The sequence below is a fragment of the Streptomyces kanasensis genome (genome assembly GCF_043077165.1).
Classification (GTDB): domain Bacteria; phylum Actinomycetota; class Actinomycetes; order Streptomycetales; family Streptomycetaceae; genus Streptomyces; species Streptomyces changanensis.
This window is the reverse complement of sequence record NZ_JBIBSF010000003.1, coordinates 364,277-378,233: the sequence shown is the minus strand read 5'-3', so window position 1 is coordinate 378,233 and position 13,957 is coordinate 364,277. Positions and strand designations below refer to the sequence as shown.

12 protein-coding genes are annotated in these 13,957 nt (G+C 73.3%); 3 read left to right on the top strand and 9 right to left on the bottom strand.

The features are described from left to right. Positions 1–43: 43 nt before the first annotated feature. From ACF053_RS10550 to lpdA, 3 genes are all read left to right on the top strand, one after another. Positions 44–955 carry an ABC transporter ATP-binding protein gene (locus ACF053_RS10550; protein WP_058942038.1) on the top strand — a complete coding sequence of 304 codons (912 nt, stop codon included), beginning with the start codon at positions 44–46 and terminating at the stop codon, positions 953–955. Positions 956–970: 15 nt separating this feature from the next. Beyond that, positions 971–1,693 carry an ABC transporter permease gene (locus ACF053_RS10545; RefSeq protein WP_391953509.1) on the top strand — a complete coding sequence of 241 codons (723 nt, stop codon included), beginning with the start codon at positions 971–973 and terminating at the stop codon, positions 1,691–1,693. Positions 1,694–1,954: 261 nt separating this feature from the next. Then, positions 1,955–3,358 carry a dihydrolipoyl dehydrogenase gene (gene lpdA, locus ACF053_RS10540; protein ID WP_391953508.1) on the top strand — a complete coding sequence of 468 codons (1,404 nt, stop codon included), beginning with the start codon at positions 1,955–1,957 and terminating at the stop codon, positions 3,356–3,358. 505 nt (positions 3,359–3,863) lie between these two features. On the opposite strand, the gene ACF053_RS10535 is transcribed toward lpdA, so the two are convergent. The 9 genes from ACF053_RS10535 to ACF053_RS10495 all read right to left on the bottom strand — a co-directional run bounded on the left by ACF053_RS10535 (position 3,864) and on the right by ACF053_RS10495 (position 13,874). Then, positions 3,864–4,670 carry an HAD family hydrolase gene (locus ACF053_RS10535; RefSeq protein WP_391953507.1) on the bottom strand — a complete coding sequence of 269 codons (807 nt, stop codon included), beginning with the start codon at positions 4,668–4,670 and terminating at the stop codon, positions 3,864–3,866. Then, positions 4,667–5,944 (bottom strand): serine--tRNA ligase, encoded by a 1,278-nt coding sequence (gene serS / locus ACF053_RS10530; protein WP_058942034.1) that lies wholly within the window; start codon positions 5,942–5,944, stop codon positions 4,667–4,669. The genes ACF053_RS10535 and serS overlap by 4 nt, the downstream gene beginning before the upstream one ends. 664 nt (positions 5,945–6,608) lie before the next feature. Then, positions 6,609–7,547 carry a prephenate dehydratase gene (gene pheA / locus ACF053_RS10525; RefSeq protein WP_058942033.1) on the bottom strand — a complete coding sequence of 313 codons (939 nt, stop codon included), beginning with the start codon at positions 7,545–7,547 and terminating at the stop codon, positions 6,609–6,611. Positions 7,548–7,582: 35 nt separating this feature from the next. Beyond that, positions 7,583–8,827, bottom strand: a complete 1,245-nt coding sequence (gene efeB, locus ACF053_RS10520) for an iron uptake transporter deferrochelatase/peroxidase subunit (RefSeq protein ID WP_391953506.1) — start codon at positions 8,825–8,827, stop codon at positions 7,583–7,585. A gap of 8 nt (positions 8,828–8,835) precedes the next feature. Next, positions 8,836–10,806: a FixH family protein gene (locus ACF053_RS10515; protein ID WP_391953505.1), complete on the bottom strand. Its 1,971-nt coding sequence runs from the start codon at positions 10,804–10,806 to the stop codon at positions 8,836–8,838. A 22-nt stretch (positions 10,807–10,828) separates the two neighbouring features. Continuing rightward, a complete protein-coding gene (locus ACF053_RS10510; protein WP_391953504.1) occupies positions 10,829–11,362 on the bottom strand; it encodes a copper chaperone PCu(A)C in 534 nt (177 codons plus the stop codon). Next, positions 11,359–12,057, bottom strand: a complete 699-nt coding sequence (locus ACF053_RS10505) for an SCO family protein (protein ID WP_391953503.1) — start codon at positions 12,055–12,057, stop codon at positions 11,359–11,361. The genes ACF053_RS10510 and ACF053_RS10505 overlap by 4 nt, the downstream gene beginning before the upstream one ends. A gap of 44 nt (positions 12,058–12,101) precedes the next feature. Further along, positions 12,102–12,830, bottom strand: coding sequence for a YcnI family copper-binding membrane protein (locus ACF053_RS10500; protein ID WP_391953502.1), 729 nt, complete (start codon positions 12,828–12,830; stop codon positions 12,102–12,104). Positions 12,831–13,085: 255 nt separating this feature from the next. Beyond that, positions 13,086–13,874, bottom strand: coding sequence for a hypothetical protein (locus tag ACF053_RS10495; protein WP_391953501.1), 789 nt, complete (start codon positions 13,872–13,874; stop codon positions 13,086–13,088). Positions 13,875–13,957 lie beyond the last annotated feature (83 nt).

The following is a 13,957-nucleotide window of genomic DNA, read 5'->3' as shown; positions in this document are numbered from 1 at the left end:
TCCCGTCGCCCTCCACCACCGTCCGAAGGAATGGGCCGCGCCCATGAGCACTCTCACCATCGACCACGCGTCGCGCTGGTTCGGCAACGTCGTCGCCGTCAACGACGTCACCATGACGATCGGCCCCGGCGTGACCGGCCTCCTCGGCCCCAACGGCGCCGGCAAGTCCACGCTCATCAACATGATGGGCGGGTTCCTCGCCCCCTCCACCGGCTCGGTCACCCTCGACGGCCAGGCGATCTGGCGGAACGAGTCCGTCTACCGCCACATCGGCGTCGTGCCGGAGCGGGAGGCCATGTACGACTTCCTCACCGGCCGCGACTTCGTCCTCGCCAACGCCGAACTGCACGGTCTCGGTGCGGCGGAGGCGCAGCGCGCCCTCGCGACCGTCGAGATGGAGTACGCGCAGGACCGGCGGATCTCGACGTACAGCAAGGGCATGCGGCAGCGGGTGAAGATGGCGTCCGCGCTGGTGCACGACCCGTCGGTGCTCCTCCTCGACGAGCCGTTCAACGGCATGGACCCGCGCCAGCGCATGCAGCTGATGGACCTGCTGCGGCGGATGGGCGCCGCGGGCCGCACCGTCCTGTTCTCCTCGCACATCCTGGAGGAGGTCGAGCAGCTCGCCTCGCACATCGAGGTCATCGTCGCCGGACGGCACGCGGCGAGCGGCGACTTCCGCCGCATCCGCCGCCTGATGACCGACCGCCCGCACCGCTACCTGGTCCGCTCCAGCGACGACCGGGCCCTGGCCGCCGCGCTCATCGCCGACCCGTCGACGGCCGGCATCGAGGTCGACGTCCGGGAGGGAGCCCTGCGGATCCAGGCCGTCGACTTCGGCCGGTTCACGGAGCTGCTGCCGAAGGTCGCCCGCGCGCACTCCATCCGGCTGCTGACGGTCTCGCCCTCGGACGAGTCCCTCGAGTCGGTCTTCTCGTACCTCGTCGCGGCCTGAAGGGAGCCCTCGACCATGTATCACCCCACTGTCGCCCGGCTCACCTACCGCGGTCTGCTCGGCCGCCGCCGGGCAGCGATCCTCTTCGTGCTGCCCGTCCTCCTGCTGGCCATCGCGGTCGCCGTCCGCGTCTTCAACGGCGCGGACGACCAGATCGCCGCCGACCTCCTCGGCGGCTTCGCCCTCGCCACGATGGTGCCGCTCATCGCGGTCATCGCCGGCACCGGCGCGATCGGCCCGGAGATCGACGACGGCTCGATCGTGTACCTCCTCTCCAAGCCGGTGAAGCGGCCCACGATCATCCTCACCAAGCTGACCGTCGCCGTCGCGGTCACCATGGTCTTCTCGGCCCTCCCCACCCTCGTGGCCGGGTTCATCCTCAACGGCAACGGCCAGCAGGTCGCCGTCGCCTACACCGTCGCCGCGCTCGTCGCGTCGATCGCGTACAGCGCCCTCTTCCTCCTCCTCGGCACGGTCAGCCGCCACGCCGTGGTCATCGGGCTCGTCTACGCCCTGGTGTGGGAGTCGCTGTTCGGCAGCGTGATCTCCGGGGCGCGGACCCTGAGCGTCCAGCAGTGGGCGCTGGCCGTCGCCGAGAAGGTCACCCGCGGCGAGGGGCTCGTCACCTCCGACGTGGCCCTGCCGGTCGCCACGGCGCTGTTGGCCGTGGTCACCGTCGCGGCCACCTGGTTCGCGGGACACAAGCTGCGCACGCTGACCCTGGCGGGCGAGGAGTAGGCCGGGCGGCGAGCTGGACCCGGGTCCCGTCACGGGGGTGACGGGGGCCGGGTCTCGTTGTAGGGGTGACCCGGGAGCCCGGTCGGCGGTGCGGCGGTGCGGTGGTGACGCGCGGCGGGGCGGGGCGGGGCGGGGCGGGCGCGGCCGGGGTTTTCCACAGGGAGACGGGCGTCGCAGCGGCGGAACCCGCACGGGATTACTGTGGGCCCCGGGCGCGACCCGCCCGGCCGCAGACCTGCACTCACACCTTGGGGAGAAGCCATGTCAGACCGCTTCGACGTCGTCGTGCTCGGAGCCGGCCCCGGCGGCTACGTCGCCGCGATCCGCGCGGCCCAGCTGGGCAAGCGGGTCGCGGTCGTGGAGGAGAAGTACTGGGGCGGCGTCTGTCTGAACGTCGGCTGCATCCCCACCAAGGCGCTGCTGCGCAACGCCGAGCTGGCGCACATCTTCACGCACGAGGCGAAGACCTTCGGCATCAAGGTCGACGGCCAGGTCTCCTTCGACTACGGCGAGGCGTTCCGGCGCAGCCGCCGGGTCGCGGACGGCCGGGTGAAGGGCGTCCACTACCTGATGAAGAAGAACGGGATCACCGAGTTCACCGGCCGCGGGACGTTCGTCGACGCGAACACCCTGGAGGTGGCACAGGCCGACGGCTCGACGGCCACGGTCTCCTTCGACCACTGCATCATCGCGACCGGTGCCACGCCCCGCCTGCTCCCCGGCACGCGCCGCAGCGACCGCGTCGTCACCTACGAGGAGCAGATCCTCGCCGATGACCTGCCGCGGTCCGTGGTGATCGCGGGCGCCGGAGCGATCGGCGTCGAGTTCGCGTACGTGATGCACAACTACGGCGTGAAGGTGACGATCGTCGAGTTCCTCGACCGGATGGCGCCCCTGGAGGACAAGGACGTCTCGGCGGAGCTCGCCAAGCAGTACCGCAAGCTCGGCATCGACGTCATGACGTCGACGCGGGTGGAGTCGATCGACGAGTCGGGCCCGCAGGTCCGCGTCACCGTCACGGGCAAGGACGGCGCCCAGCAGGTGCTGGAGGCCGACAAGGTCCTCCAGGCGATCGGCTTCGCGCCGAACGTCACGGGCTACGGGCTGGAGGCCACCGGTGTCCGGCTCACCGAGCGCGGCGCCATCGACGTGGACGGGCGGTGCCGCACCTCGGTGCCGCACATCTACGCCATCGGCGACGTGACGGCGAAGCTGATGCTCGCGCACACGGCCGAGTCGATGGGTGTCGTGGCCGCCGAGACCATCGCGGGCGCCGAGACGATGGAGCTCGACTACCCGATGATCCCGCGTGCGACGTACTGCCAGCCGCAGATCGCCAGCTTCGGCTGGACCGAGGAGCAGGCCCGCGAGAAGGGCTTCGACGTCAAGGTCGCCAAGTTCCCGTTCACCGCGAACGGGAAGGCGCACGGCCTCGGCGACTCGACGGGCTTCGTGAAGCTGATCAGCGACGCCAAGTACGGCGAGATCATCGGCGCCCACCTCATCGGACCGGACGTCACGGAGCTGCTGCCCGAGCTGACGCTGGCCCAGCAGTGGGACCTGACGGTCCACGAGGTCGCGCGCAACGTCCACGCCCACCCGACGCTGGGCGAGGCGGTGAAGGAGGCCGTGCACGGCCTCGCCGGTCACATGATCAATTTCTGACGCGGAAAACCGCTGGCGGGGGCCGGGGGCCCCCGGCACAGTGGTGGGCGCGGCGTGCTGCTCCACGCCGCGCCGGTCGGCGGTACTCCCGCCGACCGACCACACCGGGACCGGGGTGGAGCACGACGGCGACGGAGGAGAGTCCGGCGGCCCGTCGACTCCCCGCGGGGCAGCGCCCTTCGGGCTTCCCGTAGGGCAGCGCGCGGCAGGCACCGACGCGGCCACACGGCACTCCGTGGGCCGACGCGGCGCGGCTGCCCGGGGCGGCCGCTTCGAGCGCGCGTGAGCGCGGGCCGCCCTTCCCGGGCCGGCAGCCGGGCCGTGGGGCAGTGCCCCCGGCGGGTCCGCCGCCGCGCGCGGCCTTCCGCACACGGTCTTCCGTACGCGGCCTTCCGCACACGGCACACGGCGTCCGCGCGCGGAAGCCGCGTTCCGTTCCCGTCGCCCGCCTTCGCCCGGCGGACCGGCCGGCAACGGGGACGGGGACGGCGCGCCCGGCTCGGGGTCAGTCGGTGAGGAGCCTCTCCAGGACCGTGGCGATGCCGTCGTCGTCGTGGGACTCCGTGACCTCGTGGGCGACGGCCTTCAGCGTCTCGTGGGCGTTGGCCATGGCCACGCCGTGCGCGGCCCAGGCGAACATCGGGATGTCGTTGGGCATGTCACCGAAGGCGATCGTGTCCGCGGACTTCATCCCGAGGCGGCGGGCCGCCAGGGACAGTCCCGTCGCCTTGCTGAGGCCCAGCGGCAGGATCTCCACTATCCCCGGGCCCGCCATGACCACGTCCACCAGTCCGCCGACCACCTGGCGCGCCACCGTGGCGAGGGCGTCGTCATCGAGCTCGGGGTGCTGGACGTACACCTTGTTCAGCGGGGCGGACCACAGGTCGGCGGGGTCCTCGAGCGGCAGGTACGGCAGCGGGCCCTCCTGGACCCGGTAGCCGCGGCCGACGAGCACCTCGCCCTCCAGGCCGTCGCGGCTGGCGGCGAGCGCCAGCGGGCCCACCTCGGCCTCCAGCTTCGACAGGGCGAGCCCCGCGAGCTGCCGGTCCAGCGTCACCGACGTCAGCAGCCGGTGCTCACCCGCGTGGTACACCTGCGCGCCCTGGCCGCACACCGCGAGCCCCTCGTAGCCGAGGTCGTCGAGGATGTGCCGGGTCCAGGGCACGGACCGGCCGGTGACCACGATGTGCGCGGCGCCCGCCGCCGTGGCGGCGGCGAGCGCGTCGCGCGTGCGCGGCGACACGGAGCCGTCGGAGCGCAGCAGCGTCCCGTCGAGGTCGGTCGCGACGAGCCGGTAAGGGAAGGCGCTCACTTGGCCACGGGCTCCAGCAGCTCCCGGCCGCCGAGGTACGGCCGGAGCACCTCGGGCACGCGCACCGAGCCGTCGGCCAGCTGGTGGTTCTCCAGGATGGCCACGATCGTGCGCGGCACGGCGCACAGCGTGCCGTTCAGCGTCGACAGGGGCTGGACCTTCTTCCCGTCGCGCATGCGGACGGAGAGGCGGCGGGCCTGGAAGCTGTCGCAGTTCGACGCGGACGTCAGCTCGCGGTACTTGCCCTGCGTCGGGATCCACGCCTCGCAGTCGTACTTGCGCGACGCGGACGCGCCGAGGTCACCGGTGGCGACATCGATGACCTGGAACGGCAGCTCCAGCGAGGTCAGCCACTGCTTCTCCCACTCCAGGAGCCGCTTGTGCTCGGCCTCGGCCTCCTCCGGCGCGACGTACGAGAACATCTCGACCTTGTCGAACTGGTGGACGCGGAAGATGCCGCGGGTGTCCTTGCCGTACGTGCCGGCCTCGCGCCGGTAGCAGGGGGAGAAGCCGGCGTACCGCAGCGGCAGCTTGTCGGCGTCGATGATCTCGTCCATGTGGTACGCGGCGAGCGGCACCTCGGACGTCCCGACCAGGTAGTAGTCGTCCTTCTCCAGGTGGTACACGTTCTCCGCGGCCTGGCCGAGGAAGCCCGTGCCCTCCATGGCACGCGGGCGCACGAGCGTCGGCGTGAGCATCGGGACGAAGCCGGCCTCGGTCGCCTGCGCGATGGCCGCGTTGACGAGGGCGAGCTCCAGGAGCGCGCCGACACCGGTCAGGTAGTAGAAGCGGGAGCCCGACACCTTCGCGCCGCGCTCGACGTCGATGGCGGCCAGCGCCTCGCCGATCTCCAGGTGGTCCTTGGGCTCGAAGCCCTCGGCGGCGAAGTCGCGGATCGTGCCGTGCGTCTCCAGGACGACGAAGTCCTCCTCGCCGCCGACCGGGACGTCCGTGTGGACGATGTTGCCGAGCCGGAGCAGCAGGCGACGGGTCTCCTCGTCGGCCTCGTGCTGCTCGGCGTCGGCGGCCTTGACGTCGGCCTTCAGCTGCTCGGCGCGCTTGAGCAGCTCGGCCTTCTCCTCCGGGGACGCCTTGGGGATCAGCTTGCCGAGCGACTTCTGTTCGGAGCGGAGCTCGTCGAAGCGGACGCCGGACGACCTGCGCCGCTCATCGGCGGAGAGCAGGGCGTCGACGAGCTCGACGTCCTCTCCACGGGCGCGCTGGGAGGCGCGAACACGGTCGGGGTCCTCACGGAGCAGGCGAAGGTCAATCACCCCTCAAGGCTACCGGTGTGCGCAGACCGCACCCCACCGCATATCACCTGGCCCCACGCGTGTCACTTTGTCTTGATTGCCGGTGTTATTGAAGATGGGTAGGGAGTGTCAGTGAATGATCGCAATGTGGAGTCCACGCGCGTCACTTGTCCACAGAGTCGGCAAGGTGGGAAATGTTATCCACAGGCTGTGGGGAAGAGGTGTGGACTTCCGAATTGATCAAGCGGACAGTCGGCCCCGTGGCGGCCGTTTCCTCGCTCAAACCTGTACTGGACACTCATTCGGGTGGGAATTCCTCGCCCTAATGGGGTGATCAAAGGAATTGGGGTGACGGGGGTCGACAAAGGCACCTGTGGACGTCGGTGAGGTGACTACACCGATTTATCGACCTTGTCCGGATCGTGGAGGGGTGGACCGGTCCTCGGATGTCGACTTGTCCCCAGGTCGAGAGCACCTCCTGTGGATAACTGGGGGCCACTGTGGGGCGTCCCAGCCCGCCGGGCGCCACCCCGGTACCCGGACTCGTCGCGCCCCCGCTCCCGCTGTGGCCCACGGCTCCGCCGCACCCCCGGCCCGCCGCGACGCCCGTCCCCGGCCCGCCGCGACGCCCGTCCCCGGCCCGCCGCGACGCCCGGCCGGTGCCGCGCCGTCCCCCGTACCGGCCTCAGGCGCCGCGGCCGTCCTGGCACCGCGCCAGCCAGTCCGCCGCCGCCGTGAAATCGGAATCGGTCGTACCGGGCCGCAGCGCGCGCACGTCCGCGACGGCCACGCCCGCCCGCGGATACGAACCGAGGAACCGGACCTTCGGGCAGATCCGCTTCAGCCCCATCAGCGCCTCACCCATCCGCCGGTCCGCCACGTGACCCTCGGCGTCGACGGCGAAGCAGTAGTTGCCGATCCCCGCGCCCGTGGGCCGCGACTGGATCAGCATCAGGTTGACGCCGCGCACCGCGAACTCCTGGAGCAGCTCCAGCAGGGCGCCGGGGTGGTCGTCCCGCAGCCACAGCACCATCGACGTCTTGTCCGCGCCCGTCGGCGCCGCGGGTCGCGCCGGCCGGCCCACCAGGACGAACCGGGTCTCGGCGTTCTCCGCGTCGTGGATGTCCTCGACCAGGGCCTCCAGCCCGTACGTCGCCGCCGCGAACGCACCCGCGAACGCCGCGTCGAACCGGCCCTCCTGCACCAGCCGGGCCCCGTCCGCGTTCGACGCGGCCGACTCCCACACCGCTTCCGGCAGGTGGCGGCGCAGCCAGTTCCGCACCTGCGGCTGCGCCACCGGGTGGCCCGTCACCGTCTTGACGTCGGTCAGCGCCGTACCCGGTCGCACCAGCAGCGCGAAGGCGATCGGCAGCAGCACCTCGCGGTAGATCATCAGTGGTTCGCCGGAGGCCAGTTCGTCGAGGGTCGCGGTGACCCCGCCCTCCACCGAGTTCTCGATGGGGACGAGGGCGGCGGCCGCCTCCCCGTTGCGCACGGCGTCCAGGGCGGCGGGCACCGACACCATCGGCACCAGCTCCCGCGTCGCGGCTTCCGGCAGCGTGCGCAGGGCCGCCTCCGTGAAGGTGCCCTCGGGACCGAGATACGTGAATCGCGTGGCCGACATACCGGTCACCCTAATGCGCGCGAACCCCCCGCGGCTCATGCCTCCAGCAGCCGTTGACCCACGTACTCGCCGTCCGCCGGACCGCCCGGCACGGCGAACAGGGCGCTGGCCTCGTGACGGATGAACGCCGACAGGGCGTCGCCGCGGTCCAGCTTCCGCTGTACCGGCACGAACGCCCGCGTCGGGTCCGCCTGCCAGCAGACGAACAGCAGTCCGGCGTCCGGCGTCCCGTCCGGGCCGATCCCGTCGTGGAAGGAGAACGGGCGGCGCAGCATCGTCGCCCCGCCGTTCTGCTCGGGCGCCGAGATCCGCGCGTGCGCGTCGGCCGGGATCACCGGCTTGCCGTCCGGGCCCAACTTGTCCAGGTCCGGTTCCGTGGTCTCGGTACCGCCGGTGAGCGGGGCGCCGTCGGACTTGCGGCGGCCTATGACCGCCTCCTGGTGCTTCAGCGGCAGCGCGTCCCAGTCGTCCAGCAGCATCCGGATCCGGCGCACCACCGCGTACGAGCCGCCCGTCATCCAGGGCTGGGCCCCGCCGGCGGCGACGAAGACGTGCCGGTCGAAGCCCGGTTCGGTCGGCTTCGGGTTGCCGGTGCCGTCGACCTGCCCCATCAGGTTGCGGGCGGTCATGGGTCGGGCCGTCGCGCCGAGCGAACGGTTGAAGCCGTTCATCTGCCAGCGCACCCTCGCCGCGGCGCCCGCCTCGCGCTGGACGGTGCGCAGTGCGTGGAACGCGACGAGCGCGTCGTCGGCGCCGATCTGCACCCACAGGTCACCGTCGGACCGCTTGGGGTCCAACCGGTCGGACGAGAACGCCGGCAGCGGCTCCAGCTCCTGCGGCCGCCGCGCCACCAGCCCCGTACGGTCGAAGAACGACCGGCCGAAGCCGAACGTGACCGTCAGGGAGCAGGGCCCCGCGTCCCGCGCGATCCCGCCGTCGCTCGGGCCCACCGGCTCGCCCGCCATCAGCAGCTCCGCCACCGTCGACCAGCGCCGCATCAGCGCGACGGCCTCCTTGCGCCCGGCGCCCGGCGCCAGGTCGAAGGCGACGAGGTGGCCGCGCGCCTGCAGCGGTTGGAGGATGCCCGCCTGGTGGGCCCCCCGGAACGGCACGCGCGTCGAACCGACGCTCGCCAGTGCCGGACCCGTCGTACCGGACCCGTCGCCGAGCACCGCGTGTCCGACGGCTCCCCCGGCCGCGCCGACCGCGAGCCCCGTCGCGCCCGCGGCGCCCATGGTGCCGAGCAGCCGTCGCCTCGAAATCTCCAGGTTGTCGCTCATGTCAAAGGTCAACCGATCTTCACGTTCTTGTCGATGGTGGTCTGATCGATGTCCGAGGTGCGCACGGTCACCCGCATCCGCCAGTCGCCCGGCATCGGCAGCTGCGCCGAGCGGGCCGTCCAGCGGCCCGGCGCGTCCCGTTCGAGGGGGACGGGCAGCGGCCCGATCTGCTGTGCGTCCAGCGTGAACGACACCTTCAGTTCGGCCACGTCCCGCGGCCGGCCGTCCGGCCCGTCGACGGCCACGCGCAGCGAGTTGCCCCCCGACCGGCCGGGGTCGAGGTTCAGCCGGACGGTGCCCGTGCCGCTCGGGCCGCCGGTGTCGAACGGCAGGCTGACGTCGACGGGGCGGTCCGGTACGGCCGTCGCGGACGCGGCCTGCGCCCGGTCGGCCTGCTCCTGCGTCCGCCCCGGCTCGGTCGCGGTGAGCACGGTGGTCACGCCCAGGAGGACGACGACGACGGACGCCTCGGCGAGCACCGAGCGGCGCAGCCCGGCCCGCGCCGGGTCCGCGTCCCGGACGCGCCGCTCGCGCGCCACCGCCACGGCCGCCCGCTGCCGGGCCAACTGCGCGGCCCGCACCGGATCGTCCCCCGGCCCGGGCCCGCCGTCCGCCCCCGGCCCGGGCCCGCCGTCGTCGCGAGACCCGGGCACGGCGTCGTCGCCCGACCCGGGCACGGCGTCGTCCGCGCCCGGCTCCGCCGCCTGCCCCGGCTCCGCGGGCAGCGTCCCGGCGAGCCGACGGGTCCAGCGCCGCGACACCCAGCCGGCGCCCAGCAGGACGGCGATCAGCGCGACCTTGGCGAGCAGCAGCCGTCCGTACGCCGTACCCGTCAGCGCCGTCCACGAGCCGACCTGGCGCCACGACTGGTACAGCCCCGTCACGACCAGCACCAGCACGGCGCCGAACGCCAGACGCGAGTACCGCAGCACCGCCGCGCGCTCGATCGACGGCGCCCGGTACAGCGCGACGAGCAGCGCGGCGAGACCGCCGAGCCAGCCCGCGACGGCCAACAGGTGCAGCACGTCCAGCGGCATGGCGAGCCACGGCTGGACGCCCGTCGAGGCGTGCTCCGACAGGGCCCACGTACCGGCGAGCCCCGCCGCGACGACCGTGCCGCCGACGCCCAGCCCGAAGACCAGGTCCCGCCGGTCGCCCGGCCCCTCGCGCCGCGCGTACGGACCGAACAGGACCGCGACGAACAGCGCCGCCGCCCCCACGAGCAGCAGACGGGAGGTCAGCGCGGCACCGGTCTTGGTGGCCAGGACGCCCTGGAGCACGCCCGGGTCGAACGCGTCCCCCAGCTCGCCGGAGCCGGTGTACGGCCCGCGCAGCAGGAGCAGGGCGAGGGTGGCCGCGGTGAGCGTCACCCAGCCGTACGCGACGAGCCGCTGCACCGGCCGCACCCCGGCCCCCTGCGGCCAGCACGCCAGCACGAACGCCGCCCCGCCCACGAGGACGACGAACCCCGCATACGACACGTACCGGCCGACGTCGTACAGCACGCCCACGGCACCGCCGCCCGCCCGCTGCTCCGGCAGGACGACCGCGGTGGCGGACGGTGCGCCGATGGAGAAGCTGAACGCCCCCGAGATCGGGTGGCTGTCCGCGGACACGGCCTGCCAGGCCACGGTGTACGTGCCCCTGGGGAGTCCGTCGCGGAGGTCCACGCCGTACCGGACGAGCGATCCGCTGCACAGGTCCTGCAGCTCACCGGTGTCCGCCCGCTTCCCGCTGGGCTCGAGGACGCGGATGCTGTCGTCGCCGAGGGCGACCTGCTCGGAGAAGGTGAGCGTGACCCGCTGCGGTGCGGTGGCGACCACCGCACCGTCCGCCGGGTCGCTGCCGGTCAGGGCGGAGTGCGCGGACGCCGCGCCGCAGAGCGCGGTGCCGAGCAGCGCCGCCGTGAGCAGCAGCAGGGCCGCCAGCCGGTGCGGGCGCCGGCCGGGGGAGTGGGGGCGGGGGGCGTCGGCCGTCATGTGGGGATGGTTTCCTCGTCGCTCAGTGCCGCGTGCCGTCGTGACCCGACGGCTGCGGCGCCTCGTGCCCGGCGTGGCCGTCGTGCTGCCCGGTCGCCCCAGGGTTGTGGGTCCGGGACTCGACCGGGACCCGGACGTCGATCGCGCCGGACTCCTTGAACGTGAGCCGGAGGCGGACCGTGTCGCCCTTCTTGGGGGTGCGCTTGAGCCCCATGAACATCAGGTGGCTGCCGCCGCGCTCCAGCCGCAGCTCGCCGTGGGCGGGCACGTCGAAGGAGGCGACCTGCCGCATCTTCTGGTCCTTCGTCTCGTGCATCTGCACGTCGTCGGAGAGGTCGCTGGTGACGGAGGTGAGGGTGTCCCCGGTGTCCCCGGTGTTGGTGACGGTGAGGAAACCGCCCGCCATGTCGGCGTTGACCGGCTCGGGGACGAACGCCCCGGCGACCTTCACCCGCGGCTCGCCGTCCGCGGCGCCGGCGGAGGAGCAGCCCCCCAGGGCCAGGCCGGTGACGAGGGCGAGGGCTGCGGAGAGGGCGGTGGTGGTGCGGCGGGTCACGGGTTCTCCCCACGGATGAGCTTCGGCAGGTCCTTGGCGTACTCCTCGACGGTGGTGCTCTCGCCGTAGACGACGTAACCGCGGTCGTTCTTCGGCGAGAACGCCATCACCTGCGCGCCGTGCATGGACACGATCTTGCCGTCCTTGTCCTTGGACGGCGGGTCGATGCCGATGCCGAGCTGCCGGGCCCCGGCCTGGATGGTCGGGAAGGGGCCGCTCAGTCCGACGAAGCTCGGGTCGCCCGCGGCGGGCAGCCACTTGGCGAGCTCGGCCGGGGTGTCGCGCTCCGGGTCGGTGGTGACGAAGACGACCTCGAGCTTGTCCCGGTCGGCCTTGGGCAGGTCCTTCATCGCGGTGGCGAGGTTGCTCATGGTCAGCGGGCAGACGTCGGGGCAGTGGGTGTAGCCGAAGTAGACCAGCGTCGGCTTGCCCTTGGTGCGGGCGCGCAGGTCGTACGGCTTGCCGGTGGTGTCGGTGAGGACGAGGTCGGGCTTGTCGAAGGGCCGGTCGAGGATCGTGCCGGGCTTGTCGGCGTCGGCGGCCATCGACACGTCGGTGACGGGGCTGTCGCCGGAGGTGGATCCGGTGCCGCAGGCGGACAGGGCCAGCGCCGACGCGGCGGCGAGGGCGGCGGCGGCCAGCCGGGTGCGCCGGGCCGCGGGACGGGGCCGCGTGGCGCGGAGGACGTTGCGCATCACGTTGTCTCTCAGATCAGTCAGGGGCGGGATGGGGGCGTGGCTCAGGCGGAGGCGGAGCGGCGGCGGCCCGCGAGGGCGCCGAAGGCGACGCCGGCGGCTCCGACCAGGATGCCGATGACGCCGAGGACACGGGCCGTGGTGTCGCCGTCGTCGTCGGAGGCGACGGCCCGGGAGTCGTCCGCGTCGTCCGCGGGCTCGGCCCCGGCGGCGCCGGGGCCGGCCCCGGCGGCGGTGAGCTCCAGCACGGGCGCGGGCGAGTCCGGCTCGGCCTTCCCCTCCTGGGGCTCCTCGATCCAGCGCACGACCTCCTTGTTGTCGTACGTCTGGAGGGCCTTGAAGACGAGCCGGTCGGCCTTCTCCGGGAGCCGGCCGAGCGACACCGGGAACTGCTGGAACTGGCCGGGACCGATCTTCGAGCCGCTCGCCGTCCAGGTGATCTTCGACGGGGCCTCGGTGATCTTCTTGCCGTGCAGGTCGAGCGGCGTAGCCAGCTTCGCCTTCTCGACCGTGACGGTCCAGCCCGGCACGGGCTGCGGCATCACGGAGGCGATCGGGTGGTCCTTGGGGAGGGTGACCTCCAGCTTCACGGTGGAAGCGCCGTCCCGCTCGTTGGGGACCTTGAAGTTGACCGTGGCGTAGCCGCCCTTCGCGGCCGGCCCCTGGGGCTGCACGGTCACGTGGGCGTGGGCGGCGGAGGAGAGCAGGAGGACGGACGAGGCGGCGATGCCCGAGACGAGGGCGAGCCGTGAGGGCAGACGGGTGACGTTCATGTGGGGACACTCCAGAGCAGGGGCGTGGGGCGCCGGCGCGCGGACGTGTGCGCGTGGGGCGCGGCGGCGCCGCCCCGGACGGGCGCGTACCGGCACGGCCGACGCACCGGACGTGCCGGACGGGCCGTGGGGCCGCCGCACGGTGTGCGGGACGCCGCCGGGCGCCGGACGGGTGCCGGAAGGGGGTCGGACGTGTCGGCGTGCGGATGCGCCGGGTGGGGCCGCGTGGGCTGCGGGGAGGCCGGACCGTGAGGGTCAGGCCGCGAGCGTGAAGGCGGACGGCGGGCCGCGCCTGATCACGGAGTGCTGGAGGGCCCCGGCCGCCTGGGGCGGCGGCACGTCCTCCCGGGCGCGGGCGCCGAGCATGGCGTCCGCGAGCAATGACCGCACCCCGGCGAGCAGGACGCGCACGAGGACGAGGGCCGCGCGCAGCGCCCGTACGAGAGCCTCCTCGGCCGCCTCGACCGCGCCCCGCGCCGACAGCTCGGCCAGCCGGACGAGCCGCAGCAGTGCGAGGTCGCCGCGGCGCAGCAGCCAGCCGGCCACGACGGCGGCGAGGAGGTGGCCGAGGATCATCGACAGGTTCGGCAGCATCGGTGTCTCGACCGGAGCGGGCGCGGGCGCCGGACCGACCGCGGCAGCGGCGGTCGCCGGGTCGAGGCCCGCGGTCGTCACGATCCGGTGCGCCTCGCCCTGGGTGAGCCCGCTGGTGCTCCCGCCGCACATCAGCCGCGCGGCGGCGCGGATCAGCGCGTCGCCGGCGGGGCCTCCGGAGGCGGCGGGGGCCGCGTGCTCCTGCCCGATCCCGAAGAGGGTGTGGAGGCCGAGCTGCCCGCCCGCCAGGGCCGCCGTGATCGTCGGCAGCGAGCGCCGGCGCCCGGTCAACGGCAGGGACAGGACGAAGATCGCGGCGAAACCGACGAGGAACGTCCACCACGGCACGGGCTCGCACGCGGCGAGCGAGTGGCCCAGCGCGGACAGCACGAGGCAGACCGCGGTGAACACCGCGGCCCTCAGCAGCCGTGGACCAAGGGGGGCAGACATGGCCGGGCCATCATCCCACCACGCCCCCGCGACCCCTACGGCAGGTCCGGTACGTCGCCTTTGGCGCCGGAATCCCGAAAGGC